Genomic DNA, 25,413 nt, shown 5'->3' with positions numbered 1-25,413 from the left:
TGCTGATGGGCAGCATCAGGTCGCTTATGGAAAATTACCCGGAAGTCTCCGGGAAAGCTGTCCGGTTCAAAGATGCAGGCAAGTGATATGCGTTGTGCCCTAGGGCGACCCTATCAGGTATTTTCGGTGGGTAAGTGCTCGCTGGAATACATGGTGTGCGGGTCGGATGAGCTTGTACCGCTCGTCCTTATCCATTCCGTAGAATATCCTGGCTGGCCGCCCCAAGACTTCTGCCAAGAAGCAGAGGCTGCAGGCTTTCAGGTGATTGCGGTCCGGCGCCCGGGGTTTGGCAATAATCCGGCCCTTCCATGCATGAAGGGGCAGGCGGATCTGATTGCGGATTTTCTTCGTGAGAATGATTTAAGGGGCGCTGTGATCGCGCTGTCCGGTACCGGATGTCCGATCGGTTACAAACTAGCCAAGATGCCTGATTTGGGGATCCGGACATCAATCTTCGTCAATTGCTGTTTCAATTACGATCAGATCGCCCAGTTCCAGCCCGAGTGGTACAGCAAGATCATTCAGCAGACCCTGAACAGTGTCTCTGGTGCAAGGCTGTCCCTGATGGCTCTCAAAAGCTCTTGGGGCATTTTCGGCCGCGCCTGGGTGCATGAAACTGCTCTGGCAAAAAGCAAGGGAGACATCTCCTTTCTGCGCGAAAATCCAAAGCTTGTGTCCGAGGCGATTGATAACCTTCTTGCCCGGCTGGATGTTCACACATTCCATACGGAAATCTCGTCTTCGGTCAGAACAGACCCTTGCTTGACCGATGGCTATTTCGAGGATGTGCCAGCGCTTGTCATGTCTGGCAGTGAGACCACGGCGACATGGAAAAAGGGCGTAGAGGGCGAGGTCGCGCGTCTCGGACTACCTGCAGTTACCTATCTGCCTTCTGGAGACTTTCTTGCGGTCTATCAGTCGCCAAGGGAGTTTTTTGTTTCTCTACAAAAGCAGATGTGAATGGGGCTACCCAAGTTAGAATTGGCTCACCTGAGCCGGCAGGCTTAACCGGAACAATTTGAGTTTCATGCGGCTGCGGAATGACCGTGCAAAGTGACTGCGAATTCCCGGCTCGGGTGAGAGGTTTTCGCTTCGCCAGGCCAATATATACGGCATTCTGTAATAACCATTAAGGGTATTGATTTGCCAGTTTGCACATAAATTTACAAAGGAGTAACGGAGCTTCCTCTACCTATGTCCCTAGGATATATACGTATAGCTTTTTCAAGCTGTCGGGGAAACAGTGTCAGAGCGTGATTTAGGTTTGGTTTTAGGGTGGCGTGGTCTGTCCAAGGATCGACGAATAGGGGACTTCGAGCTTGAGAAACAAGACAACGGGAACCTTTGGTTTATTTGGGGCTTGGAACTAGGTTATCTGTCCTGTTCTGGTTAGGGGGGGCTGAATGCTCTCAGATCTGATATCTTCTGAATTGCCGTATCTGCGCCGTTATGCGCGAGGGCTCATGGGTCAGCAAACCGAGGGTGACGCTGCCGTTGAGGACATGATCGAGTCCTTGATCTTCCGCATTTCTGTTGCGCCTGAGATAAAATTCAACAGGGCTGACCTGTTTGCGGAACTCGACAAGACTGCTCGCAAACGCATTGCAGCCTTGTCTGATGACAGTGGCATCGCGCGCATCCTGAATGCCATGTCGACAGAAGAGCGTCGTACGCTACTGCTGACCATTGTTGAAGGTTTCACAATTGCGGAGACCTCCAAAATCCTTGGCATGACTATCGACAAGGTAGAGGATACGCTGAAGACAGCGGAGACCACGATTACGCACGCGGTTTCGACGCCTGTCCTGATCATCGAGGATGAGACGCTGATTTCTTATCAGCTTTCCCAGATCGTGCGTGACGCGGGGCATACGATCGCGGCTGTTGCGACCACGCAGGGAGAAGCCGTGGAATTTGCGCGAAATGGCAAGTTTGGTCTGATCCTTTCGGATATTCGGCTGGCAGATGGTTCGACCGGTATTGATGCCGTCTCGGACATTGAAGGCTTCACCGATGACGACGTGCCTGTGGTCTACATCACGGCTTATCCGGAAATGCTGTTGCAGGGTGGAGTAGGCGAACCGGCCTACCTGATCCCCAAACCGTTCGATCCGTTGCACGTTCGTACGGTGATTGATCAGGCTGTCCTGTCCGCCTACCTCGCAGATTCACGCAAGGCCGCCTAAGGCCTCGCTCCCTTAAAACGAGACCTTGATACCGGCGCGGATATTCTGCCCCGGTGCAGGAACCGTGTCTTTCAGGACGGAGGTCGAATAGCGAACTTCCTCGTCCGTCAGGTTGCGGCCCTCAACAAACAATTGCGTGCCTTCTTTGCCAAAGCCGAGCGCGGAGAGCTTGAGGGCAGCGCGTGCGCCGAAGGTCGTATAGCCATCGGTGGGGAGGCTGCCTGCGCCTGGATCATCCTGGTCGGCAGCAATGGTCATGTTGGCCTGTACCGTCCAGAGTTTCCAATCGGCTTGCACTGAGCTGTGGAAGGTTACCGGCGGCAGGTAAGGAATATTCCCCCCATCATCCAGTTCACCATTCACGAAGTCGACGCTCGCCTTTGCCGTCCAGTCGGCTGATAGGGCGCTTTGCGGGATTTTGGCTTCTCCATAGATTTCGCCGCCAACGAATTTCGCATCCTGCTGGCTGAACAGGTATACCGGAACACCGTCCACCACATCCGTCAGGGCGCCTTCATTCAGGGTTGACCCTGGCGTCAGATAGATGAAGCCGTCAAAGTCTGTGAGGAACAGGTTGCCGCCTGCGCTGAGCCAATCATTCTCCCAGCGTATCGTTGCTTCCAGGTTGGTGCCCTTTTCCTTGTCGAGCGCCGTGTTGCCAACTTCATACTGGCTCGTGGCAAGGTGAGCGCCGTCGGCGAAGAGTTCGCTCTCATTTGGGGCGCGCTCGGTGTAGGAGAGCTGAACGCCTGTGAACCAGCCTGTTCCCCAGTGCGCATGCGCTCCCAGTGAACCGCTGACCAGATTGAAGTCGACTTTTCCGGCGACGGAGTTGTCGAGTTCGACATCATCAAAGCGTAGCCCGCCTTCAAGACCTGCATCGTCATTCAGTTCATAGGTCTCATAGACAAAGACACCCAGATTTTTGGTCTTTGTCGGCGTAATGAACGCCTCATCGCCAAATGCGCCGAGTTTCTTGTCGAGGTATTGAAGGCCGAATGCGCCCTCGATGTTCCCGATCAAGTTGCCGACTTCCAGGCGCCCTTCCGTGCCATCCGTATCATAGCGCGTGCCAGGCTCGCCCGGTCCTTCGAATTCTGTATGGGTGTAGTCGGCGACAGAGATGTTCGCTGCCACATCCGTGAGAATGCCGTAGTTCAGATTCATACCACCGCGGAAGTCGTAGCGGGTCTGCTCAAGATCGATGAAGGGGCTTTCTTCTTCATGTTCGGCTTCTTCCTCGCCGTCATGACCTTCTTCTGCGTGCTCATGTCCCGGCAGGCCGTATTCGGAGGTTTGGTGCCTGACGCCGAAGCCCAGGAAGCCATTGTCGCCTACCCAAGACAATCCACCAGCAAATGTGCCGGTCTGCAGGAAGGAATTTTCGAGCGTGCCATAAGCTTCTTCATGCTCGTGGTCGTGATCTTCTTCGCCCTCTTCATGCGTCTCGCCTTCCTCATGTTCTTCCGAAGCCCTGAGGCGGGAGGATTCTGCAAATCCCGGAATGTCGTAATTCCCGAAGTCACGAGCCGAAGCAGAGAGCGTCAGTACGAACGGCCCCGTTGTGTAGCGTACCTTGCCAGCAGTCTCGGTGCCATCGCTGACGCTGTTGGTCGCCGCAAGCCCATCAAAGCTGAGGGGCTCATCAGGTAATTCCTCGGCAATCAGGCCATCGATTACGTTGACCACGCCGCCGATAGCCTGTCCGCCATAGGCGAGCGCTGCCGGCCCGCGCAGGATCTCAACTTTTTCCGCATCAATGCCGTCGGCTGCGGCCTGGTGGTCCGGTGAGGCGGCAGAGACGTCGATCACGCCGATGCCGTTGGTGAGAACCAGGACGCGTTCCGCACCAAGCCCGCGCAGGACCGGACGGCTGGCGCCCTGTCCGAAGAAGGTGGTGGAGACGCCTGGCTCTGAGGCCAGCGTGTCGCCCAGTGTGCCGGAGAGTTTTTGAACCAGTTCATCACGATTGATGGCCGTGGCATTGCCGATCATTTCGTCGGTGTCACGTTGCGGTCCAACGCCGGTCACGATGATCGTATCCAGCGTTTCCGGAGCTTCTTGAGCGAAAGCAAGTGGGCTTGCGCCCAACAGAAGGGTCGCCGCAAGCACGCGGCGTTTATGGGAGGATTTCATTTCAGGTATTTCCTTACAACAATAGGCAGGGCTGCCCACAGGCAGCGAATTCAGGGCTTATTGTTGTAAGGAAGGTGGACTTCGGGGAGGAGGCGCACGGCCCGGCGGGCGGCTCCAGCTAGGCGCTTCAATATAGAAAGACGTTTGAGCAATTTCAGGTGCCGGCAAGGCGGGTGGCAGAGTATCAAAGGTCGGCAGGATCGCTTGATCCTGGGTGAGGACCTTTATCTGACATGTAACGCCATAATGCTTGTGCGGCTGGTCAGCATGCGCCGCCGAATGCCCAAGGGCCAGCGCCTGTACGAAGATGTACAGCGCAGCCAGAAAGGACAGGCGGTGTGTGTTGAGACGCCGTTTGCTCATTGTTACTCAGTTACACCCAGTTGCAGCATTCGCAAGCGCTCCAACAGCTAAAAAACATTACGAAACGCACCTGCGGCTCCAGTTTTCAGGGTTTGGTAACCAAGGAGTCGCATCTTGGCGAAGGTTAATAAAAAGCCTTGCGCTGTTAAGAGGATGTAGCATGTCGAAGAAAGCTGTGCGCTGGGGCGCAGACGTTGGATGCCAGACGAAAGTTAAGCCGCTGGAGATTCGCAACGACCTTTCCGACCATGGTTTGAAGGGTAAACGCGCTCAAGGACAATTGGGTCTGAACCGTCAATTGACGAAGATGGCGGCCAAAAAGGATGCGCGGGATGGACTGCCTGTCTCCGAAGCAATCACTCAGGATCAATGGAGTGAGTGCGAGCAGCAGATTGCCGAGCGCGCAGAGGATGTTCGCCGCGGCCTGGGCACTTGGCTGACCACAACGGCCGCCACTATTCGCAACTATATCAGCGACTACACGCCGGTAGACGTTTATCCGGACCAGCTGCGCGAGGCGATCAAGTCCGAAGAGAATGAATATCGCCATTATGAGCTGGACGATGTGCATGATGCCAAGGAAACCCATACAGCTGCGATCATCGAACTCCAGCAGTTCCGCGCCCGGCATGGTGACCGCATTGGTGACCGTACGCCGGACATCAAGAAGAATGTCGAACAGGCGATCGCGATTCTGATTTTCATCATGGTGCTGGAAGGCGGCTTCAATGCGCTGCTGTTCAAGGATGCTCAGGCGAATGGCCTGATGGGCGGCCTGATGATTGCCTTCGGCGTCTCAGCCGTGAACGTGATGTTTGGTGTCATCGGGGGCTTCTTTGGTCTTCGTTACCTGAACCATCCGGCACTGCCAGCGAAGATCCTCGGCGGCACGGTCGCCATGGTGTGTATTCTGTCAGGTATCTTCCTGAACTTCTTTGTCGCGCATTTCCGCGATGCTGTGGAACTGGGCCTCATGGCTGCGGCAGAAGCTGGCACGCTGGGTAGTTTTTCCATGTTCTCGATTGCGCCGGGGGATGTGCTGAATTCCATGTTCCCGAACATCTTTGGCTTGGAGAGTTTCCTTGCCCTTGGTCTGCTCTTCATGGGGCTCGCTGTCTTCGGACTGGCGATCTATGAGGGCTATGATCGCATCTCGGACCGCTATCCCGGCTATGGTCGCGTATGGCGGAAAGAACGCCGTGCTTATGAGCGCCGTCAGGAAGTGCGTAATGGCGTGCGGGATGATCTGTCGGAGTACTTCTCCAATTGTCGCCTCTGGTTCGAGACCCAGCAATCGCGTCATGTCGCTGCCAAGCGTGAGATCGAGAAGGCGATGAACCTGCTGGAAACACGCCGCGACTTTGCGGCTGCGATTGCTGCACGCGCTGCAGATCAGGAGCGCAGCCTGAAGGTTGCCTACCGCCAGGCCCACCGCCGTGCACGCAATGCCAATCGCGACCGTCTGGGCGACCAGGCGCCGTGCCCTGCCTATTTCGACGAGATCGTCACGCCGCAGCTGCCGCCTTTTGACTTCTCCAAGGAGCGTGAGCAGGCGAACAATGCGATCTCGGCTCTTGATCATAACATCAAGGCCCTGAACCTAACGCGTGAATGGCTGGAGCAGCACATTCAGGAAGTCCAGAAAGGTCTGTCTTCCATCGAGAAGAAAGTTGCTGACGAACTTGGCAAAGTGCGCGATGCCAAAGGCGCAACGCATGTGCCGGTTGATCAGGCACGGCGCGCGTAGAGGGAGACTGTAAGGCATGGCACGTCGCAGAAGTGACAGGGGCCCATGGTTTTGGCGCGGCATGATCGCGCTAATGCTGGGAGGTGTCTTCGGACTGTTCGCAATCGTTGCGTTCAACCAGCCGCCCAGCTTGATGGCAGACACACAGTGCCGGATGGATCGAAAAGACCCGGCGCATACGATCATCCTCGTCGACCAGTCTGACCCATTCAATCCCAATGATCTGGACTGGGTTTATGAGTTTGTCGACGCTGAAGCGCGCAGCCTGCCGAAATACGGCCGCCTGACGGTCATGACCCCTAATGCCGAAAGCCCTTACGATCCGAAAGTCGTGTATGTGGCGTGTTCCCCGGGAAGCGCTGCAGATGCCAATCCGCTATTCCAGAATCCGAAAATGATTGAACAGACTTGGCAGAATGACTTCTACAAACCGCTGATTGCCAAGGTGGAAGAGACGCTTCTCGACAAGCGCCAGCCCAGTTCCCCCTTGTCAGAAGCGATCTATTCCATCGCAGACCGTGCCGATTTCCAGGAAGGTGAAGGCCTGCGCCGCGTCGTGCTGGTATCGGACTTGATGCAGCATTCCGACGGATTCAGCTTTTACAAGACGGGCGCGGACTATGACGCCTATCTCGATTCAAAGCTGGCAGAAACTAAGCCCCAGATGGAAGGCGTTGAAGTTGTCGCCCGCGTGGTCCCGCGTCAGATCTACGACCTGCCTATTTCCGATGTGAAGTCGTTCTGGCGCGCATATTTCACGGAAGCAGGCGCGGAATATGGCTCTGTAAACTGATCCCCAGTTTTCGCGCCATATACGCGGCGCGGGAATGTCTGGCCCCATAATTGCACCTTCTATGCGTAGAATTCGTGCAATTTTGGGACGGACATCATGTTTACTTTTTGCAGAACCGGCCTGACGGCCCTCGCTTCAGTGGTTTTGCTTGCCGCTTGTTCGACAACAGATACAGGCAGTTCAGAGGCGTCAGGCGCATCCGGCAGGACTGCGACCCCAATTGGGAAGACGCGCCAGCAAGAATATCTCGAAGCCTTCAACGCACCGCGCGGCAAGGTTCGTGCGACGCAGACCGGCATTCGCCCAGGCTACAATTTTGTCGGCATTGCCGAAACGGACATCACATATCCTCTTCCTTGGGAAATCATGACCAAGGATGGCACAATCGTCGCCAGTGGCATGACTGTGCCTTACGGTCTTCATGAAGGTTCTGGCGAGCCTATTCACCTGATCATTGCGAACGACCTGACCACGCGAGGCAAGGGGCTTGTCCTGCAAGTCAAAAATGTCGGGGAAAGCCATCCGTTTGACGTATCCGAAGATGTCTTTCGCGATCTCAAATACGATATGCTGAGCTATTTCTATCACAATCGGGCTGGCATGCCGATCGAAGCGAAATATGCTGGCGGCGAGCAATGGAGCCGACCTGCCGGCCATGAAAACGAAGTGCTGACCTGTTTCAACGGTATCGACAAGGCCGGCATCAAATGGCCCGGATGCCATTACCGGCTGGACGTCACCGGTGGCTGGTATGATGCGGGCGACCACGGCAAATATGTTGTCGATAGCGGCATCAGTGTCTGGACCCTGCTCGATGCGTATGAGCGCGGAGCCAAAGGCTTTGCTGATGGTGAGGTGAACATCCCGGAAGCCGGTAACGGTGAGAACGATCTGCTGGATGAAGCCCGCTACAATATTGATTTCATGATGAGCATGCAGGCGCCTGATAATGCTCACGCAGCTGTCCTGCTGGGCGATGTAGGCGGCGACCTGGCCAATGCCAAGCCGGAAGTGATCGACGTGTCAGGCATGGTGCATCACAAAGCAGGCGACACATCCTGGGCGTCTTTCCCTTTGATGCCGCACATGAACACAAAATCCCGTGCTCTGTTCCCGCCTTCCACGGCGGCGACCCTGCACCTTGCGGCCGTTGGTGCCCAGTGCGCCCGCGTATTCCGCGGAATTGACGATGCCTATGCTGACAAATGTCTGAAAGCATCAGAACGTGCCTATGCGGCGGCCAAGCGTGTGCCGGATGCCTATGCGCATGACAATTTCCAAGGGACGGGCCCGTACTCCTCGAACGATCTGCGTAGCGAGTTTTACTGGGCTGCTGCCGAACTCTACGTCACGACAGGAGAGGCGGGATATCAGGCAGATGTGAAAGCGTCTCAAGCTAAGCTGGATCACTGGCCGCTGAGCAGCCGGGAAGAGATCAACTGGCATGAAACCGAGGGCCTTGGCATTATCACGCTGGCCCGGTTCTCACCTGATGCAGAGATGAAGGCTCAGGCGATCGAAGGCCTGAAGTCTACGGCAGATGGCTATACCAGCCAGATCATTCATGAGGGTTATCAGATCCCGATCAATCGCGGTGTCTGGCCGTGGGGGTCCATTGGCACGCTGGCCAATCGAGGCCTTCTGCTGGGCACGGCATATGATCTGACAGGTGATACGCGCTACCGCAATGCAGCGCTGGACCTGTTGGACTATATTCTCGGCCGCAACCCGCGCGACATTTCCTATGTCTCCGGTCATGGCGAGAATGCCGTGAAGGCGCTGCACCATCGCTTCTGGGCGGGCGCTTATTATCCGGGCTACCCGTTGCCCCCGGCAGGCGTTGTCTCCGGTGGGCCCAACAATACCAATCCTTCAGGCCCTGTTTCGCGCACAATTATTGAGCAGTGCCATGCCCAGACCTGCTTTGTGGATCACAATGATGCGTATGAGCTGAACGGCGTTGGCATCAACATCCAGGCGGCAACCTTCTGGCTGGCAGCCTGGGCTGACGATATCGACCGCGCCAACTAAATCTGAAGGTGGAACTAGTCCTCAAACGTGCCGATGATCGGCACATGGTCTGAGGGCTTTTCCATCTCGCGGGCCTTGCGGTAGATCTCGACAGACTGGAGACGATCTGATGCCTGTGGCGAACAGAGCAGGTGGTCGATGCGGATGCCGTGATCTTTCTTGAAGGCGCCGCCCTGATAGTCCCAGAATGTGTATTGATGGGCGCGCCCGTCGGTCAGTTCGAAAGCGTCGGCAAGGCCGAGATATTTGAGCTTGCGGAATTCGGCACGTGTTGAGGGTAGGGCCAGGGCGTCATCCTGCCAGACCGTCTCGTCCCAGCAATCAACCGGCGTTGGAATGCAGTTATAGTCGCCGCACAGCACAAACGCCTCATCCTGCTTCAGCAGGTTGCGGGCATGACGCTCCAGCGCGTCCATCCATTCCATCTTGTAGTCATATTTCACGCCGGGGGCCGGATTGCCATTCGGTAGATAGAGCCCACCCACGCGAATCGGGGAGTCTGCCAGGACCAGCGCTTCGATATAGCGCGCCTGATCATCTTCCAGAGTCGGAAGGCCTTTCGTCACATCCTCTATCTCATGCCGGGAGAGCAGGGCGACGCCATTATAGCTCTTTTGTCCCAAAACGGCACAATTCCAGCCCTGTTCTTCTATCTCCAGATAAGGAAAGGCGTCCGTCTCGCATTTGATTTCCTGCAGGCAGATCACATCACAGTTTATATCCTGTAATACCTCCAACACTGTGGGGAGGCGGGCCTTGATCGAGTTGACATTCCAGGTGGCGATACGCATGAGGTCTCTATTAGCAGCTTCGCCCCATTGTTCCAGCGGGCAGTGCTGTCTATAATTGGGTAATTCCTCAAGGAGAACCGCATGTCGCCGAGTTGGATTCAATTGCTGATCGTCGTGGTCGTTGCGCTGCTCCTGTTTGGAGGCCGTGGCCGCATTTCCTCGATCATGGGCGACATGGCGAAAGGCATTGGTGCTTTCCGCAAGGGCCTGAAGGATGAGGAAGAGACCAAATCCGTCGAGAAAGACGAATCCATGGTCAACGTCACCCCTCAAAAAGACGAGACGAAGGCCTCGTCATAATTCGCCGAGTGGAGGGCGCATAGAATGCTGCCCGGAATCGGGTTTTCCGAACTCCTTTTGCTGGGGCTTGCGGCGCTGATTATTGTTGGCCCGAAAGACCTGCCATTGATGATGCGCCGTGTCGGACAGTTTGTCGGCAAGGGCCGCGCCATGGCACGTGAGTTTCAGGCTGCCTTCGAAGATATCGCTCGTCAGAGCGAACTGGATGAATTGCGCAAGGAAATCGAGAGCCTGAAGCGCGACAATTCCATGCAGGATGCGGCCGCTGATCTCGCCGCAGTGGAGGCCGATATCAATTCTGCGGTTATGGCGCAGCATCCGCAGGCCGAAGCGCCGTCCAGGCCGCAACCGACAGAGCCTGTTGAGGTGCCGGATGACTCCAAATTGACCAACCAGCCGGACACGCCGGAAAGCGTCGAGACCAAGAAACCCGGGGATGACGCTGCGTGAATAAAGTGCCCCCCAAAGACGAACAGCCCGATTTCACGGATGATGAAGTTGAGGCGAGCCGCGCGCCGCTGCTTGAGCACCTGACAGAGTTGCGTAGCCGCCTGATCAAGTCGCTCATCGCGCTTAGCGTTGCGTCCATTGTCTGTTTCTTCTTTGCCGAGCACATTTACGACTTCCTGCTGGCGCCCTTTGCGCGCATGGCAGAGGGCGTACGCGGTGCGCCGCTGGAACTGATCTTCACCGGCCCGATGGAGTTCTTCTTTGCAAAGCTGAAGCTGGCCGTGTTTGCGGGTATCTTCATTTCCTTCCCGGTCATGGCCTGGCAGGTCTATCGCTTTGTGGCACCGGGGCTCTACAAGGAAGAACGGGGCGCGTTCTGGCCGTATCTTGTCTTCGCGCCGCTTCTGTTCGTGCTGGGCGCGACCTTTGTTTACTTCCTGATGCTGCCCATGCTGGCGCGCTTTGCTGTGTCTCAGGAGCAGATCGAGAGCAGTGTCGCGACGATCAAGCTGTTGCCGCGTGTCTCGGAATATCTCTCTTTGGTGATGGCGCTGATGCTGGCCTTTGGCCTGTCTTTCCAGCTGCCGGTGATTCTCAGCCTTCTGGGCCGCATCGGGATTGTCTCATCGGATGCGCTGGCCAAGGGCCGGAAATATGCCATCGTTGGCATCCTGGCGTTTGCTGCCTTCTTCACCCCTCCGGATGTGATCTCACAGGTTTTGCTGACCGTGCCGGTGCTTTGCCTGTATGAAATCTCGATCTGGTGCGTGAAGCTGATCGAGAAGAAAAAGGCCGAGCAGGATGCTGAAGCTGAGGCAGAGTCCTGATCCAGGCCTCGTAAGCACTTCCCCCGGTTGCAGCTTTGCCCGCTGCGGATTACAGCAGTGACCGACTGATCAGACAGGAAACACCCCATGTTCGATATCCGTGCCATCCGTGAAAATCCCGACGCATTCCGCGCCGCCTGGAACCGGAAGAAGCCGGGCCTGGGCGACTCCGTGGATGAAATCCTGGCGCATGACACCGCCGTCCGCACAGCGGTGACCGACAAGCAGGAGGCCGAGAAGGCCCGCAATGAAACCTCCAAACTGATCGGCAAGGCGAAAGCCTCTGGCGATGAGGCGGAGTTTGAGCGCCTGCGCAAAGTCGTCGCCGATGCCAAGGAAACGATCGAAGCGGCTGGGGAGCAGGAAGAGGCGGCCCGCAAGCTGCTGGACGATCTGCTCTATGGTCTGCCAAACATTCCGCTGGACGAAGTGCCGGAAGGTCAGGACGAAGACGGCAATATCGAGCAGAGCCGCTGGGGCGAGCCGAAAACCTATGATTTCGAGGTGAAAGACCATGCCGACCTCGGTGAGGCGCTCGGCATGATGGATTTCGAAACCGCCGCCAAGATGAGCGGCGCGCGCTTTGTGCTACTCTCCGGAAAGCTCGCCCGTCTGGAACGTGCGCTCGCCGCCTTTATGCTGGACGTGCAGACGGAAGAGCATGGGTACACGGAATGCTCTCCGCCTGTTTTGGTCAAGGACCAAGCACTTGTAGGGACTGGCCAGCTGCCTAAATTTGCGGAAGATTTGTTCAAGACAACAGCTGATCATTACCTCATTCCCACAGCAGAAGTCCCTCTCACGAACATCGTCCGTGAGACGATCATTGAGCCGGGCTACTTGCCGCGCCGATTTACCGCGCACACGCCATGCTTCCGGTCGGAAGCGGGCAGCGCAGGGCGTGACACGAAGGGCATGATCCGCCTGCACCAGTTCAACAAGGTGGAGCTCGTTTCTGTCGTCGCGAACCAAGAAGAGGGGCTGCAGGAGCTGGAGCGCATGACCGGATGCGCTGAGGAAATCCTGAAGCGTCTGGATCTGCCATTCCGCCGTATGCTGCTGTGTGCCGGTGACATGGGGGCAGGCGCGCGCAAGACCTATGACCTCGAAGTCTGGTTGCCGAGCCAGGATACCTATCGCGAAATCAGCTCTTGCTCCTACTGCGGAGACTATCAGGCCCGCCGCATGAATGCGCGCTACCGCCCCGAAGCTGGTGCGAAACCTGAATTCGTCCACACACTGAACGGGTCCGGCCTCGCTGTCGGCCGCACCTTGGTAGCGATCCTTGAGAACTACCAGAACGCCGACGGCTCGATCACCGTGCCGGAAGCCCTGCGCGGCTACATGAACGGCCTAGAGGTGATTTCGGCATGAGCGCTCACCTCTCAAGTGGAGGGGGCTAGCTGTGAGACATGGATTCATCTCTATCCCGGTCGCGGGACAGGAGGGCCCCATCACGTCAGCGATGGGAGGTGAGGGAATGCTACGATGAAAATTCTTCTGACCAATGATGATGGAATCAACGCGCCGGGCCTGGCCGTGCTGGAAGAGATCGCGCGGGAGATTTCCGATGATATCTGGATCGCCGCGCCGGAAGAGGAGCAGTCCGGCAAGGGCCGCGCCATCTCTCTGACGCACCCGGTGCGCACCCGCAAAGTAGGTGACAAGGCCTGGGCCGTGGCGGGTACGCCGTCTGACTGCGTGTTGCTGGCGACCCATAATCTGATGCCGGAAAAGCCTGACCTTGTGCTCTCAGGCGTCAATCGCGGCCAGAATATTGCCGAGGATACGAGCTTCTCCGGAACGATTGCCGGCGCCATGTTCGGCATGCAGATGGGCATTCCTTCCGTCGCCCTCAGCCAGGCGCAAAGCTTTCGTGAGCGTGGGTCTCTGCCTTGGGACACAGCCCGCAAATGGGGCAGCAAGGCGCTGAAGCCGCTGATCGAAACGGGCTGGCCGGGCGATGTCGTGATGAATGTGAACTTCCCGGATGTGGACCCTGATGATGTTAAAGGCATCAAGGTGACGCGTCAGGGATTCCGGGATGAATCCATCATCCATACCGACCGGCGCGAAGACCTGCGTGGCAATGATTATTACTGGATCGGCTATCGCGGTAAGCGCTCCAAACCTGCCGAGGGAACCGATCTCCGCGCCATCTATGATGGCTATGTCTCCATCTCTCCGCTTCATGTGGACTTGACGCATGAAGTGTTCCTCAGGACGCTGCGCGAGATATGGAAGAGCTGATCGCCGACCCGTTCCGTGCTGCCCGCCTCGTCCTGCGCCTGCGTCAGGAGGGCGTAACCGATGATGCGGTGCTGAAGGCTATGGAAACCATCGACCGAGGCGCCTTTGTTGAGGGAGAGGAGCTGAAGAAGCTCGCCTTTGATGATTGCGTGCTGCCAATCCCCTGTGGCCAGACCATCCCGCGCCCTGCCGTGACCGGGCAGCTGTTGCAGGCCATGGGGCTCGGCCCGTCGCGGCTGGCGCGTATCCTGCTCGTTGGCATGGGGTCTGGCTATACGGCGGCGCTCGCCGGACAACTCGGCTCGGATGTCTTCGCGGTTGAGCGCTATGACCGCCTGACCGAAGCCGCGCGCCAGCGCATTGTGCGGCTGGGCCTTGGCAATGTCGCTGTACGTCATGGGGACGGCATGCTCGGCTGGGCAGAGCGTGGACCTTATGACCGCATCGTTCTGACAGGACAGGTGGATGAGGTGTCCGACACCCTTCTTTCGCAACTCGGCAAGGACGGGCTGCTGCTGGCGCCCATGTTGCACGAGGGCAGACAACAGATTGCGCGCATGAATGCGGATCGCAAGACAGAGTGGATTGGCCTGTCTTTCCCGCTTCCACCTCTGGCCGAGGGAAAATCCCGCGTTCTCTAGATGGATTTGCGCATGTGCAGGCCTTGTTTGCCAATACATGCGGCCACAGCTATAGGGGCAGGAAATTCTCAGGGGTTCACGGGAGACATATCATGCTGAACAGACTTGCCGCACTGACGATCGGGGCGACTGCCCTTGGCCTGCCCGCACTGGCGCAAGCTGCTCCATCCCAATCCGGTCCAAGCATTATCAGCCAGATTCTGCTGTTTCTGCCGCTGATCCTGATCTTCTACTTCCTGCTGATGCGTCCGCAGCAGCAGCGTGCCAAAAAGCACAAAGCCATGGTCGAGGGCCTGAAGCGCGGCGATACGGTCGTCACATCCGGTGGCCTGGTCGGCAAAGTTACCAAGGCAGGTGACACAGAGATCACCGTTGAACTGGGTGACAATATGCGCGTCCAGATGATCAAGGCGATGGTCATCGAAGTGCGCGGCAAGAATGATCCCGTTCCAGCCAACGACTAAGGGCCTTTAGGGCCGGCTGCCGGCCCGCCCCACGATAAGGAATACCCAATGCTTCAGTTTCCACCCTGGAAGGTTGCGCTCATCCTGTTGGCTCTGGCGTGGGGCGTCGTCATGGCGCTGCCCAACGTCGTGAACATGCAGAATGCGCCTGGTTTCATGCCAAAGAAGGGCGTGAACCTTGGCCTGGACCTTCAGGGCGGTGTCTATCTGATGATGGAGATCAATCCCAATGAGGTGATTGCGAACCGTCTGGAAGTGTTTGCAGGCGATGTGCGCGGTGCGCTCAGCAATGTTGCCCCGTCCGAACGCATTGGCCACATTCCGGAAGTGAAAGGCCGTGAGCTTGAGATCAAGCTGACCCGCCCGGATGCAGATGGCAATTTTCCGCTTGATGAGGCCCTGCGCCGTATCCGCAAGCTGAATGGCCCTGTGGAAGGCGCCATTGGCGGCGCCAAGACTTACGAGATCGAACCGCGTGGGAACGACACGATTATCGTGACCGTGCCGCAGGCGTCTGAGGAAGCCCTCATGAAAGACGCCCTCGGCAAGACGATGACCATCGTCCGCCGCCGGGTGGACCCGGATGGGGTTTCGGAGATTTCCATCACGCCTCAGGGCAATAGCCGCATCATTCTTGAAGCGCCGGGCGAGCCCGATCCGCAGCGTCTGAAGGACCTCCTCAGCCGCGACGGCAAGATGACTTTCAATCTGGTCGACAATAGCCCATCCGCCATCGCGGCGGCACAGAGGGGGGTGGTGAAGCCTGGCTATCGTCTGCTGGAGGGCTCGACCACAGGTCCGCTTCTGGTTCGCACCATTCCGGAAGTCGTCGGCTCTGACATTGCCAATGCGGCGCAAGGATTTGACGAGGCAAACCGCCCGCAGATCAACTTCCGCCTCAACAGCAATGGCGCGCGTAAATTCTACAACACAACCCGTAGCAATTCAGGCAAGCTGTTTGGCATCGTTCTGGATGACGTGATCATGTCCGCGCCTCGGATCAATGAACCGATCGCTGGCGGCAATGTTCGCATCACGGGCGACTTCACTCAGGAAGAGGCCCAGGATCTGGCCGCGATCATCGAAGCCGGTGAGATGCCTGCGAAGGTTCAGTTCCTGGATCAGCGTACTGTCAGCCCCACACTTGGACATGACTCCATCCGTGCGGGGACGCGCGCGTCTATCATCGGACTCGTGCTGGTCGCGATCTTCATGATTGTGGCCTATGGCCTGATGGGCGGTCTGGCCGTGGCCTCACTGGCCGCGAACATCATTTTGATCCTGGGGGCGCTTTCAGGGCTTGGCGCGACGCTGACCCTGCCAGGTATTGCCGGAATCATCCTGACCATCGGTATGGCCGTGGACGCCAACGTGCTTGTGTTTGAACGTATTCGCGAAGAACAGCGGGCCGGACGGTCGCCTATGACCGCCGTGCAGGCGGGCTATGAGCGTGCGCTCTCAACCATTCTGGATGCCAACATCACCACGCTGATTGCGGCTGTGATCCTCTATCTGCTTGGGTCTGGTCCGGTGAAAGGTTTCGCCGTCACCTTGGCGATCGGTATTGTGACCTCCGTGTTTACGGCTTTTGTCGTCACGCGCTGGTTCACCGTCATGTGGCTGAAAGCCTTCCGTCCCAAGAAGCTCGCAGTCTAGGCCTGCAGGAGATACATCATGCTACTCAAATACTGGCCTGAACAAACAAATCTGAAGTTCATGAATTTGCGCCTGATCGGCGCCATGGTTTCAGCTTTGATGATTGCGGCATCCGTTTTCTTCCTCGGCACGCGTGGCCTCAATTTCGGGGTCGACTTTGCCGGTGGTACGGTGATGGAGCTGGAACAGACGGATACGATCACGGTTGAGGCTGTGCGCGCAGCCATGCCGCTCAGCGCTGAAGTGAACAGCGCGGTCGGCACCGATGCGCGCAGTATCGTTGTCGTAAAGTTCGGTGAAGCTGATCCTGCAGCACTGGGTGAGGCGTTTCAGGCGCTGCCGCCCGCTGAACAGGCTGAACGCGCAACCGGCGCAACCAATGAGCTCGTGGTCCGTGTGCTGAAAGAGGCGCTAGGCATCTCAGACGATCAGTTCCTCCGCAATGATTCCGTGGGTCCGAAAGTGTCCAGTGAGCTGTTCCGGGATGGTATTACCGCGCTCGTTGTCGCGCTTGTGCTGATGCTGGCTTATATCTGGTTCCGCTTTGAGTGGCAGTTTTCCGTCGGCGCTGTTGCGGCCTTGGCGCACGATGTGATCATCACACTTGGCGTGTTCTCGCTGCTGCAGATGGAATTCAACCTGACAACCATCGCAGCCCTGCTGACGATCATTGGTTATTCCATGAACGATACGGTTGTTGTGTTTGACCGGGTGCGGGAAGAAAAGCGCAAATACAAGAAGATGCCGGATCGTCAGGTGATTGACCTGGCCCTGAACAGCACGCTGTCTCGTACCTTGCTGACCTCCGGCACGACCCTTCTGGCGCTGTTGGCAATCTTCTTCCTGGGCGGTCCGGTTCTGCGCGGCATGAGCTTCGCGTTGATCTGGGGCATTCTGATCGGGACGTACTCATCCATCTTCATCGCCTCCAGCATTGTGCTGGCGCTGGGCATGGATCTGAACAAGAAACCGGTCGAAGACGTGCAAGGCTTCCAGGGCGCGCCGTAGCTTTAACGGCGCGTTCCCTCATTCCCCCAATACGATATGACGCTGCAGCAGGGCGTCGATGGCGTCCTTCGGCGTATCGCAATGTACGAGCGATGCGCGGAAGGTTTCCGGCGTGAATTTTCCGTCGATGATATGATCCATAAGTTCGAAGAAGGGTGACCAGAAGCCGTCTTCGTCCAGGAAGGCCATAGGCTTGGCATGCAGGCCGAGACGAGCCCATGACAGGATTTCAACCGCTTCTTCCAGCGTGCCGATGCCGCCCGGGAGCACGATGAAGGCGTCCGATTCATCGAACATCATCTGTTTCCGGATGTGCATGTTTTCGACGATGCGGTGCTCCACCTCATCATAGATCATTTCCTTGTTCAGCAGGAAGCGGGGCATGATGCCCAGCACATCGCCGGCAGACTCATGGGCTGCGCGCGCGCAGGCGCCCATCAGGCCAACGCCGCCACCGCCATAGACCAGGCGTAAATCATGCTTGGCGAGTTCGCGGCCCAATTCCTCGGCCAGTCTGAGATAGCCTGGCTGAACCGCATCGGAGGCACCGCAATACACGCAGACCGACTTGATTTTGCTCATTCGAAACACGCCTTTCTACTGGGTGGGCTAGCCCGTATATGGGGCCTGCGACGCAACCGCCAGTGACATTTTCACGGTGCTTTGCCGTCTCTGGCAACATCCAGGGTTTGCTGTCTGGATGTTTTGCCACCATATGCGGGCGATGACGAATCCACATCAAGCCCCGGCGAACCATGACAAGATCGAGAGCGCCGATGGCGGGCTTGGCGGGTCAATCCTTCGAATTCTGAAACTGCTTAGTCGGCCGGAATTGTCGAAATGGCGCGTCGTGATGGTGCTGGCCATCCTGCTGACGCTTGCCGCCTCGGTTCTGGAAGTTGTGTCTCCCTTGCTGCTGGGCCATGCGATCAACCGCGCGGTCCCTGAGGGCGGTGAGGCGGCGGCCTTTGGCGCGGCCGCCCTGTGGCTGACTTTGGGCATCGGCATCCGCTTCCTGGCTGCGGCCATGCCGCAAATGCGGGACTGGCTATTTTCACCTGTCAGCCAGGATGCCCAACGTATCGCCAGCGTGGATGCCTTTGGCCACGCGCAGTCGCTGTCCCTGAATTTCCACCAGACCCGCCGGACAGGAGCGCTCAACCGGATTATCGAGCGCGGCGCCAATGCCATCGACTATCTGATCCGATTCCTGGCGTTCAATATCGGTCCGACCTTCATTCGGCTGATCCTCGCCTCAATCGCGTTAGGTGTGGCCTATGACTACAGGCTTTCCCTGATCGCCATCGTCACGATCATCATCTACGTTATTGCGACCGTCGTGATCACAGAGTGGCGCGTGCGCCAGCGCCGCAGAATGAATGAGGCGGACACGCACTTCCGCGCGACATCTGTCGACATCCTGACCAATTTCGAAACCGTGAAGGCCTTCGCAGCAGAGCGCCGCGAGACAGGACGCTTCAATGATGCGATGCGCACGTACAATCATCGCTATGTCGAAGCTGTGCGCTCCATGTACATCCTGAACGCGACGCAGGCGCTCATCATGAATGGCGGCTTGCTGGCCGTTCTGGTGCTGTCTGCGTTCAACGTCATTCAGGGCACGATGAAGGTGGGCGACCTGACCGCCGTCATGCTGATGCTGCTGTCGCTCTACGCCCCTTTGAACATTCTCGGCTGGGCCTGGCGGGAGATCAAGCAAGGCGCCGTGGATCTGGAAAAGCTCTATGGCCTGCTTTCCATGAAGACTGAAGTGGCAGACGCTCCGGATGCGCATGCACTGAATAAGCCGTCAGGCCATGTCGAGTTTCAGAATGTCGGCTTCAATCATGAAGGCCGCGCGGTTGGTGTTCGCGACATCAGTTTTGACCTGCCGCCTGGCCGCAAGATCGCTTTTGTCGGCACATCTGGGGCGGGCAAATCCACGCTGCTGAAACTGTTGTTCCGGTTCTATGACGTCGATAGTGGGCGTGTTCTGGTGGATAATCAGGATGTGCGTACGCTGACGCAGGAATCCCTGCGCAAGGCATTGGGGCTCGTGCCTCAGGACGTGGTGCTGTTCAACGATACGATTCGCTCCAACATTGCCTATGCGCGTCCTGACGCAACGCATGAGGAAATCCGGGACGCGGCCCGCCGGGCCCAATTGCTGGATTTCATCGAATCGCTGCCAGAAGCTTGGGACACGCGTGTCGGCGAACGCGGACTGAAGCTGTCAGGCGGCGAGAAGCAGCGGGTTGGCATTGCCCGTGTCATTCTGGCCGACCCTGCGATTCTGGTCCTGGATGAGGCGACGTCTGCGCTCGACAGTGCGACAGAGGCGGCGGTACAGGATGCACTCGACGAGGCTGCAGAAGGCCGCACCACGCTGATGGTGGCCCACCGCCTGTCGACCGTGAAATCGGCCGACGAAATCATTGTTCTTGAGGCAGGCCGCGTGATTGAGCGCGGTACACATGCCGAGCTGCTGTCAAAAGGCGGCAAATATGCTGATATGTGGGAAAGACAGGCAAAGAGCGCCGAAATTGCACTCGATGAAGTTTAACAGGAAGGCCCGCCCGGCATGAGCGAAGACCTTGAACGCAAATCTACTCCCTGGCTGACAGCTGGCTTCGATTGGGAGGGGGTGGCAGCGGCTTTGGCAGCCTTGTTGATTGGCATGCTGCTCGGCGCGTTATGGTCGGTTCTGTTCTGGATTGGCTTCGCGGTCATGGTCGCCGCGCTTCTCTCCGGGCGTTGGTCCAAACGGGCGGCCCCGGATCTCGCCAATGGCATCATCGCACCATGTGACGGTCTTGTCGTATCGGTTTCGCGTGAAGATCCGCCGAGCGAGCTGCGCATGACAGAAAAGCCGACCATGCGCATCCGAATCTCTTCATCCCCAGCCGCAACGAATCGCCTCTATGCGCCGATTGCCGGCAGCGTGGAGAGTTTGATTGTTGAGCCGGGGGATCGTTCTGTGCCGCTTGCCATGCGGCCTGAAGATGATGGTCTCACGGTTTCCTATCTGACTTTTGAAAGCCAGGACCATCAGGTGGGTGTGCGCCTGGCGTCTGGTGGGCTGGGACCGCGCCAGGAAATCGAAGTGGAGTCGGGAGACATTCTTCGCCTGGGTCGAGTGTTCGGCAAACGCCGCCTTGGCGGCTGGTGCGATATCTATGTTCCGGCAAATACAGGCCAGCTGATCTGGCCAGGGCAGACCCTCGTCGGCGGCGAAACCGTTCTCGGGCGCCTCAAATCCTCCAGTGATCCCGATCTCTTTGAAGATGTGCTCGGCGTGCAAGAGCCTGACGAAATCGAGGAAGAGATCGTCGACGAGGTGGAAGACGAGGATGATGACTATCCTGAGCCGGATGAGGCAGACACGCCGGAAGACCCGGCCGTCATGTTTGCGCGGTTGAGGGAAGCAGCAAAGAACAAGCCCGCAGGAGACTAGTCTTCGTCTTTTGGGGCATTGCGGTTCATCCAGGCAAAGATCGGCTTGAAGGGGATGATCCAGCCGATTCCGCCCACGACATAGAACATCACAATCGCCCATTTGGGCCATCCGGAGACCATTGGGCCGACGGTGCCGATCATGATGATCCAGCACATCATGAAGGCCAGCAGGATCAGAGTCGCGACAATTTTCCGGTTTTCATAGCTCATTCCAACTGCCTTTCAGCTGCACATGCGACGTCTCCGCCTCTTGCGCCCGCAACAGCTTGGATCATGTATCGCGCATGAGTGAAACATCAAAGATCAGCCCATCCGCCGTCTGGATCCGCCGCTGGCTCGTCCTGATGGGCCTGATGGTCTACGCCATGATTCTGATCGGCGGCGCCACGCGCCTGACCGATTCCGGGCTCTCCATTACAGAATGGAACCCGGTCAGCGGCGCTTTGCCGCCTCTGTCAGAGCATGCTTGGCAGGTTGAGTTTGCGAAGTATCGGGAGACCTCTGAATACCAATTGGTCAACAAGGGCATGTCCCTGGCCGAGTTCCAGCAGATCTTCTGGTGGGAATGGGGGCACCGTTTCTTCGGGCGGATGATTGGTCTGGTGGCCGTTCTGGGACTGGTCGTGTTTGCAGTTCGCAAATGGCTGACGCCCCGGCTGACAGGGCAGATTGTCGTTCTGATTGCGCTCGGCGGCCTGCAGGGGGCGATTGGCTGGTGGATGGTCGCCAGCGGCATTGGTGAGACAACACGCGTGGATGTGGCGCCATACCGCCTCATGACGCACTTCATGCTGGCATTGTTGATCATAGCCTATATCGCGTGGCTCTGGCTGAGCCTGGGGGATAAGCTGCGCCCCCGCGTATCATCGCAAACAAAGGCTGTGGCGGTGATTCTGCTGGTCGCGATCTTTCTCCAGATGGCAGCAGGCGCGCTTGTCGCGGGTCTGGATGCTGGCCGATCCTATAATGACTGGCCGTTGATGGCGGGAGAATTTGTGCCGTCTCATTATATTGAGCAGGGCCTCGGTATCCGCAGTCTTTTTGAAGGGCGTGCGGCGACCCAGTTCAATCACCGTATCCTTGCCTATCTGATCTGGGCGGGAAGCCTGACAGCGGCATGGGTGTACCGGAAGTCCGCGCTGAAGAACGCCTTCTTCATTCTGGCGGGGCTGGTCAGCCTTCAGGCTCTCTGGGGGATCATGACGCTTGTACATGCCGCCCCGATGAATCTGGCACTGATCCATCAGGGCATTGGCGTGATTGTGACCCTCGCGGCTGTACGCCTTGTCTGGCTGTCGCGAGGGCCGTCAGATTATCGCGAGCCCGCCAGGGTCAGCTGACTCGGGTCAATGAACACGGCCTGGTATTCACCGGGCTCGGTTTCGCCTGCCAGAACAATGACTCCGCCGGGATAGCCGCCTGCCATCATGACTCCTTTGGCCGCCAGGGCGTCTGGCTTGTCCGGGGCCACGACGGTGATGCCGTCACGGATATCTACATCTGTGTTCGTCATCCCCAAATCCGTGGATACGCGCAGGCCGCTCCCTTCCTCGATGGAGAGTAGGGCATCCAAGTCACCCCGGTTCAGCGACGCCGCGCTTATAGCGCGGGGGGAGGCGACCAGCGTGTCGCTGGTATAGACGCAGGATTTGATGGGGAAGTCGGTGAAAGTTGATTCGCCGCTATCCCATGTGAACTCGCCATTTTCCTCTTTGATGATTCCCGTCTGCAGGACGCGATCATTCGTTGAGGTCCAGTAGGCGAGGCGCATCAGACCGCCGGTTCTCATCTCTCCGGTACAGACACCGGCGATGGAGTGGTTATCCGGTATGGGCATGTCGACCTGGGCCGGGGCAAGCAGGCCATCCCCATAGATATAGGCCTTCAACTCCCCTTCGCGGGTGATTCCCGGGAAAATCGTGACGCTGCTGCCATTGATCGTGACATTGTGTCCTCCGCCGAGGGATGTCAGGCGGAAATTCGCTGGTTCGCCAACGATTTCGCCCTGCATGTTGATCAATTGCAGGCCGCCGCGCTCATAAGCGACGGCCAGAAGGCCGCCCATGCCGCCAGATAGCGCGATGGAGGCGACTTTGCCCTCCAAGGGGCGTGTGGCCCAAACTGCAGGCAATTCCACGCCTGTAGCGATTTCAGGGGTTTTTGGCGCTTCCTCCGGGGTATCGGCTTTCTTCGAGCAGCCAACTGCGGTAAAAAGCAGGGCAAGGCCAAGCCCTGCGTTGACAACCGGGGAAGTGGCGACTAAACGCCAGCGCTTGAATTGCATTCCATGAACTCCGAAAGCGAGAGGCTCTAAGTAGAGCGATGAAAACCTATAACGCACCAGCCGACGTAGAGCATAACTGGGTCGTGATCGACGCAACCGATGTTGTCGTCGGACGCCTTGCTTCATATGTTGCCAAGCGCCTGCGCGGCAAGCACCGCGCTGACTTTACCCCACACATCGATACGGGCGATCACGTCGTCATTATCAATGCTGACAAGGTGAAGTTCAGCGGTCGCAAGATGACCGACAAAGTGTACTACCGCCACACCGGGTATCCGGGCGGCATCAAGTCCACGACACCAGAAAAAATCCTGAACGGCCGTTTCCCTGAGCGTGCGATTGAACTCGCCGTGAAGCGCATGATGCCGAAAGAAAGCCCGCTTGCCCGCAAGCAGTTTGGTAAACTGCATGTCTATGGCGGCGCTGAGCACCCACATGAGGCCCAGAAGCCCGACACAGTCGACTTCAAGGCCATGAACCGCAAGAACGTTAAGGTCGCCTGATTATCATGACTGACACAGCAAACTCCCTCCAGGACCTCGGCGCCATGTCTGGCACACCGGAAGCTGAAGCTCCGGCTGCACCGGTTGAGCCGAAAATCGACGCGCAAGGCCGCGCTTACGGCACTGGACGCCGTAAGGAAGCTGTTGCCCGCGTCTGGATCAAGCCGGGCTCCGGCAAGGTCACGATCAATGGCCGCGATCAGGAACAATACTTTGCGCGCCCCGTGCTGCGCATGGTGATCGCCCAGCCGCTGGTCGAAGCAGGCCGTGAAGGCGAGTTTGATATTGTCGCAACCGTGAAAGGCTCTGGCCTGTCTGGTCAGGCAGGCGCTGTGCGTCACGGCCTGTCCCGCGCGCTCGTCAACTACGAGCCGGGCCTGCGTGCTGTTCTCAAGCCGTTCGGCTTCATGACCCGCGACCCGCGTGTCGTTGAACGTAAGAAATACGGTAAGGCCAAAGCCCGCCGTAGCTTCCAGTTCTCGAAGCGCTAGGCCGCAAACAGATTACGATTTTTCTGGCGGGCGCTTCGGTGACGAGGCGCCCGTTTTGTTTTGCGCAGCAGTGGGAATACGCGCATGCTCCCCAAAGTATTCATTGATGGCGAAGCCGGCACGACCGGACTTCAAATTGCAGAGCGTCTGCGGGCCCGCAACGATCTTGAGCTGATCTCTATTGATCCGGCCAAGCGCAAGGACAATGACGAGCGTGCACGGCTGATGAACATGTCAGACGCCGTGATTCTGTGCTTGCCGGATGAGGCTGCGCGTTTGGGCGTGTCACTGGTGACCAGTCCGAATACCGTCATCATCGATGCGTCAACGGCCCACCGGGTGAACAATAGCTGGACCTACGGCTTCCCCGAGATGGACAAGAATCAACGCGCAGCCATTCGGGCCTCGCGTCGCATCTCCAATCCCGGTTGTTATCCCACGGGTGTGATCGCGCTGTTGCGTCCGCTGATTTCAAAATGGCTGCTGCCAACTTCCTGGCCGATCGTGGTGTCCGCCGTGTCCGGTTATTCCGGTGGCGGCAAAGCCATGATCGCAGAGTTCGAGGATACCGAATCCGAAACATCCACGGATGAAAATTTCCGCATTTACGGTCTGACACAGAAGCACAAGCACCCGCCGGAAATGCGCAAATATTCCCGGCTTGAACACCTGCCTGTATTCATGCCGTCCGTCGGCCGCTTTGCGCAGGGTATGATTATCGAGATTGGTCTTCCGCTGTGGGCTATTCCAGGCAAACCAAAGCGCGCACAGCTACAGGCTGCGCTGGCGGCAGCCTATGAGGGCGAGCGTTTCGTGAAGGTCGCGACGCTGGCAGAGTGTGATGCGATGACGGGGCTTGAGCCGGAAGCCTGTAATGGCACAAACCGGCTGGAGCTGTTCGTGTTCGGATCGGATGAGGAAGTGCGTCTCGTGGCGCGGCTCGACAATCTGGGCAAGGGCGCATCGGGCGCCGCCGTTCAGAATCTCAACATCTCGCTCGGCTTTGACGAGGATGCAGGCCTTATCGCCTAGAAGC

25 protein-coding genes are annotated in these 25,413 nt (G+C 57.7%); 20 read left to right on the top strand and 5 right to left on the bottom strand.

Translation table 11 applies throughout. The features are described from left to right. Positions 1–126 precede the first annotated feature (126 nt). Together HY29_RS09005 and HY29_RS09000 are read left to right on the top strand one after the other, a co-directional pair. Complete coding sequence (locus HY29_RS09005) at positions 127–960, top strand: alpha/beta fold hydrolase (protein ID WP_155838272.1); 834 nt, start codon at positions 127–129, stop codon at positions 958–960. Positions 961–1,403: 443 nt separating this feature from the next. Then, entirely contained in the window at positions 1,404–2,186 is a 783-nt protein-coding gene (locus tag HY29_RS09000; protein ID WP_034795916.1) for a PhyR family response regulator anti-anti-sigma factor, read from the top strand. Positions 2,187–2,198: 12 nt separating this feature from the next. Here the strand turns inward: HY29_RS09000 and HY29_RS08995 are convergent, their stop codons facing one another. After that, positions 2,199–4,322, bottom strand: a complete 2,124-nt coding sequence (locus HY29_RS08995; protein ID WP_034795913.1) for a TonB-dependent receptor — start codon at positions 4,320–4,322, stop codon at positions 2,199–2,201. Positions 4,323–4,845: 523 nt separating this feature from the next. Here HY29_RS08995 and HY29_RS08990 point away from each other — a divergent pair. The 3 genes from HY29_RS08990 (at position 4,846) to HY29_RS08980 (ending at position 9,256) form a co-directional block, all read left to right on the top strand. Then, entirely contained in the window at positions 4,846–6,432 is a 1,587-nt protein-coding gene (locus HY29_RS08990) for an MFS transporter (RefSeq protein WP_034795910.1), read from the top strand. Between the two features lie 16 nt (positions 6,433–6,448). Further along, positions 6,449–7,225, top strand: a complete 777-nt coding sequence (locus HY29_RS08985; protein WP_155838271.1) for a hypothetical protein — start codon at positions 6,449–6,451, stop codon at positions 7,223–7,225. A 96-nt stretch (positions 7,226–7,321) separates the two neighbouring features. Then, on the top strand, positions 7,322–9,256 hold the full coding sequence (locus tag HY29_RS08980; RefSeq protein WP_051601352.1) for a glycoside hydrolase family 9 protein: 1,935 nt from the start codon (positions 7,322–7,324) through the stop codon (positions 9,254–9,256). 14 nt (positions 9,257–9,270) lie between these two features. Here the strand turns inward: HY29_RS08980 and xth are convergent, their stop codons facing one another. Next, on the bottom strand, positions 9,271–10,047 hold the full coding sequence (gene xth, locus HY29_RS08975) for an exodeoxyribonuclease III (protein ID WP_034795904.1): 777 nt from the start codon (positions 10,045–10,047) through the stop codon (positions 9,271–9,273). An 81-nt stretch (positions 10,048–10,128) separates the two neighbouring features. On the opposite strand from xth, the gene tatA reads away from it, so the two are divergent. The 9 genes from tatA to secF all read left to right on the top strand — a co-directional run bounded on the left by tatA (position 10,129) and on the right by secF (position 17,643). Continuing rightward, on the top strand, positions 10,129–10,347 hold the full coding sequence (gene tatA / locus HY29_RS08970; protein WP_034795900.1) for a twin-arginine translocase TatA/TatE family subunit: 219 nt from the start codon (positions 10,129–10,131) through the stop codon (positions 10,345–10,347). Between the two features lie 24 nt (positions 10,348–10,371). Beyond that, the gene (gene tatB / locus HY29_RS18430; protein ID WP_051601351.1) at positions 10,372–10,797 is read left to right on the top strand and encodes a Sec-independent protein translocase protein TatB; all 426 of its coding nucleotides are present in this window, start codon (positions 10,372–10,374) and stop codon (positions 10,795–10,797) included. After that, positions 10,794–11,624 carry a twin-arginine translocase subunit TatC gene (gene tatC, locus HY29_RS08960; protein WP_081811315.1) on the top strand — a complete coding sequence of 277 codons (831 nt, stop codon included), beginning with the start codon at positions 10,794–10,796 and terminating at the stop codon, positions 11,622–11,624. The genes tatB and tatC overlap by 4 nt, the downstream gene beginning before the upstream one ends. Positions 11,625–11,711: 87 nt before the next feature. Next, a complete protein-coding gene (gene serS / locus HY29_RS08955) occupies positions 11,712–12,998 on the top strand; it encodes a serine--tRNA ligase (RefSeq protein ID WP_034795897.1) in 1,287 nt (428 codons plus the stop codon). A gap of 114 nt (positions 12,999–13,112) precedes the next feature. Next, entirely contained in the window at positions 13,113–13,874 is a 762-nt protein-coding gene (gene surE, locus HY29_RS08950; RefSeq protein ID WP_034795894.1) for a 5'/3'-nucleotidase SurE, read from the top strand. Continuing rightward, entirely contained in the window at positions 13,862–14,515 is a 654-nt protein-coding gene (locus HY29_RS08945; RefSeq protein WP_034795890.1) for a class I SAM-dependent methyltransferase, read from the top strand. The genes surE and HY29_RS08945 overlap by 13 nt, the downstream gene beginning before the upstream one ends. A gap of 92 nt (positions 14,516–14,607) precedes the next feature. Next, complete coding sequence (yajC, locus tag HY29_RS08940) at positions 14,608–14,979, top strand: preprotein translocase subunit YajC (RefSeq protein WP_051601350.1); 372 nt, start codon at positions 14,608–14,610, stop codon at positions 14,977–14,979. 48 nt (positions 14,980–15,027) lie between these two features. Beyond that, complete coding sequence (gene secD, locus HY29_RS08935) at positions 15,028–16,635, top strand: protein translocase subunit SecD (protein ID WP_034795888.1); 1,608 nt, start codon at positions 15,028–15,030, stop codon at positions 16,633–16,635. An 18-nt stretch (positions 16,636–16,653) separates the two neighbouring features. Then, complete coding sequence (gene secF / locus HY29_RS08930) at positions 16,654–17,643, top strand: protein translocase subunit SecF (protein WP_034795886.1); 990 nt, start codon at positions 16,654–16,656, stop codon at positions 17,641–17,643. An 18-nt stretch (positions 17,644–17,661) separates the two neighbouring features. Here the strand turns inward: secF and HY29_RS08925 are convergent, their stop codons facing one another. Next, positions 17,662–18,225, bottom strand: coding sequence for an LOG family protein (locus HY29_RS08925; RefSeq protein WP_034795884.1), 564 nt, complete (start codon positions 18,223–18,225; stop codon positions 17,662–17,664). A 142-nt stretch (positions 18,226–18,367) separates the two neighbouring features. Between HY29_RS08925 and HY29_RS08920 the strand changes: the two genes are divergently transcribed. Together HY29_RS08920 and HY29_RS08915 are read left to right on the top strand one after the other, a co-directional pair. Continuing rightward, a complete protein-coding gene (locus tag HY29_RS08920; protein ID WP_241765174.1) occupies positions 18,368–20,206 on the top strand; it encodes an ABCB family ABC transporter ATP-binding protein/permease in 1,839 nt (612 codons plus the stop codon). Between the two features lie 18 nt (positions 20,207–20,224). Next, positions 20,225–21,097: a phosphatidylserine decarboxylase gene (locus HY29_RS08915; protein WP_034795879.1), complete on the top strand. Its 873-nt coding sequence runs from the start codon at positions 20,225–20,227 to the stop codon at positions 21,095–21,097. Here the strand turns inward: HY29_RS08915 and HY29_RS08910 are convergent. Further along, positions 21,094–21,309, bottom strand: a complete 216-nt coding sequence (locus tag HY29_RS08910) for a DUF2842 domain-containing protein (RefSeq protein WP_034795876.1) — start codon at positions 21,307–21,309, stop codon at positions 21,094–21,096. The genes HY29_RS08915 and HY29_RS08910 overlap by 4 nt on opposite strands. Before the next feature lie 74 nt (positions 21,310–21,383). On the opposite strand from HY29_RS08910, the gene HY29_RS08905 reads away from it, so the two are divergent. Further along, positions 21,384–22,439: a COX15/CtaA family protein gene (locus HY29_RS08905; RefSeq protein ID WP_034795873.1), complete on the top strand. Its 1,056-nt coding sequence runs from the start codon at positions 21,384–21,386 to the stop codon at positions 22,437–22,439. On the opposite strand, the gene HY29_RS08900 is transcribed toward HY29_RS08905, so the two are convergent. Further along, positions 22,412–23,383: a hypothetical protein gene (locus HY29_RS08900; protein ID WP_034795870.1), complete on the bottom strand. Its 972-nt coding sequence runs from the start codon at positions 23,381–23,383 to the stop codon at positions 22,412–22,414. The two genes, HY29_RS08905 and HY29_RS08900, sit on opposite strands and share 28 nt — an antisense overlap. A gap of 38 nt (positions 23,384–23,421) precedes the next feature. On the opposite strand from HY29_RS08900, the gene rplM reads away from it, so the two are divergent. The 3 genes from rplM to argC all read left to right on the top strand — a co-directional run bounded on the left by rplM (position 23,422) and on the right by argC (position 25,409). Further along, positions 23,422–23,886, top strand: coding sequence for a 50S ribosomal protein L13 (rplM, locus tag HY29_RS08895; RefSeq protein WP_034795868.1), 465 nt, complete (start codon positions 23,422–23,424; stop codon positions 23,884–23,886). A gap of 5 nt (positions 23,887–23,891) precedes the next feature. Next, on the top strand, positions 23,892–24,377 hold the full coding sequence (gene rpsI / locus HY29_RS08890; RefSeq protein ID WP_034795865.1) for a 30S ribosomal protein S9: 486 nt from the start codon (positions 23,892–23,894) through the stop codon (positions 24,375–24,377). An 84-nt stretch (positions 24,378–24,461) separates the two neighbouring features. After that, complete coding sequence (gene argC / locus HY29_RS08885) at positions 24,462–25,409, top strand: N-acetyl-gamma-glutamyl-phosphate reductase (RefSeq protein WP_034795862.1); 948 nt, start codon at positions 24,462–24,464, stop codon at positions 25,407–25,409. The last annotated feature ends 4 nt before the right edge of the window (positions 25,410–25,413 follow it).

This window comes from Hyphomonas beringensis, assembly GCF_000682755.1.
Classification (GTDB): Bacteria; Pseudomonadota; Alphaproteobacteria; order Caulobacterales; family Hyphomonadaceae; genus Hyphomonas; species Hyphomonas beringensis.
Note: the sequence above shows the minus strand (reverse complement) of the source record. Positions and strands in the feature narration are given on the sequence as shown.

Excerpts from the sequence above, each read along its gene's own strand:
- tatB (WP_051601351.1), top strand. The coding sequence starts at position 10,372 with ATGCTGCCCGGAATCGGGTTTTCCGAACTCCTTTTGCTGGGGCTTGCG.
- argC (WP_034795862.1), top strand. The coding sequence starts at position 24,462 with ATGCTCCCCAAAGTATTCATTGATGGCGAAGCCGGCACGACCGGACTT.
- HY29_RS08910 (WP_034795876.1), bottom strand. The coding sequence starts at position 21,309 with ATGAGCTATGAAAACCGGAAAATTGTCGCGACTCTGATCCTGCTGGCC.
- HY29_RS08945 (WP_034795890.1), top strand. The coding sequence starts at position 13,862 with ATGGAAGAGCTGATCGCCGACCCGTTCCGTGCTGCCCGCCTCGTCCTG.
- rpsI (WP_034795865.1), top strand. The coding sequence starts at position 23,892 with ATGACTGACACAGCAAACTCCCTCCAGGACCTCGGCGCCATGTCTGGC.
- HY29_RS08915 (WP_034795879.1), top strand. The coding sequence starts at position 20,225 with ATGAGCGAAGACCTTGAACGCAAATCTACTCCCTGGCTGACAGCTGGC.
- HY29_RS08925 (WP_034795884.1), bottom strand. The coding sequence starts at position 18,225 with ATGAGCAAAATCAAGTCGGTCTGCGTGTATTGCGGTGCCTCCGATGCG.
- HY29_RS08920 (WP_241765174.1), top strand. The coding sequence starts at position 18,368 with ATGACGAATCCACATCAAGCCCCGGCGAACCATGACAAGATCGAGAGC.
- HY29_RS08985 (WP_155838271.1), top strand. The coding sequence starts at position 6,449 with ATGGCACGTCGCAGAAGTGACAGGGGCCCATGGTTTTGGCGCGGCATG.
- tatA (WP_034795900.1), top strand. The coding sequence starts at position 10,129 with ATGTCGCCGAGTTGGATTCAATTGCTGATCGTCGTGGTCGTTGCGCTG.
- xth (WP_034795904.1), bottom strand. The coding sequence starts at position 10,047 with ATGCGTATCGCCACCTGGAATGTCAACTCGATCAAGGCCCGCCTCCCC.
- surE (WP_034795894.1), top strand. The coding sequence starts at position 13,113 with ATGAAAATTCTTCTGACCAATGATGATGGAATCAACGCGCCGGGCCTG.
- yajC (WP_051601350.1), top strand. The coding sequence starts at position 14,608 with ATGCTGAACAGACTTGCCGCACTGACGATCGGGGCGACTGCCCTTGGC.
- serS (WP_034795897.1), top strand. The coding sequence starts at position 11,712 with ATGTTCGATATCCGTGCCATCCGTGAAAATCCCGACGCATTCCGCGCC.
- rplM (WP_034795868.1), top strand. The coding sequence starts at position 23,422 with ATGAAAACCTATAACGCACCAGCCGACGTAGAGCATAACTGGGTCGTG.
- HY29_RS08990 (WP_034795910.1), top strand. The coding sequence starts at position 4,846 with ATGTCGAAGAAAGCTGTGCGCTGGGGCGCAGACGTTGGATGCCAGACG.
- HY29_RS09000 (WP_034795916.1), top strand. The coding sequence starts at position 1,404 with ATGCTCTCAGATCTGATATCTTCTGAATTGCCGTATCTGCGCCGTTAT.
- HY29_RS08980 (WP_051601352.1), top strand. The coding sequence starts at position 7,322 with ATGTTTACTTTTTGCAGAACCGGCCTGACGGCCCTCGCTTCAGTGGTT.
- HY29_RS08905 (WP_034795873.1), top strand. The coding sequence starts at position 21,384 with ATGAGTGAAACATCAAAGATCAGCCCATCCGCCGTCTGGATCCGCCGC.
- secD (WP_034795888.1), top strand. The coding sequence starts at position 15,028 with ATGCTTCAGTTTCCACCCTGGAAGGTTGCGCTCATCCTGTTGGCTCTG.
- HY29_RS08900 (WP_034795870.1), bottom strand. The coding sequence starts at position 23,383 with ATGCAATTCAAGCGCTGGCGTTTAGTCGCCACTTCCCCGGTTGTCAAC.
- secF (WP_034795886.1), top strand. The coding sequence starts at position 16,654 with ATGCTACTCAAATACTGGCCTGAACAAACAAATCTGAAGTTCATGAAT.
- HY29_RS08995 (WP_034795913.1), bottom strand. The coding sequence starts at position 4,322 with ATGAAATCCTCCCATAAACGCCGCGTGCTTGCGGCGACCCTTCTGTTG.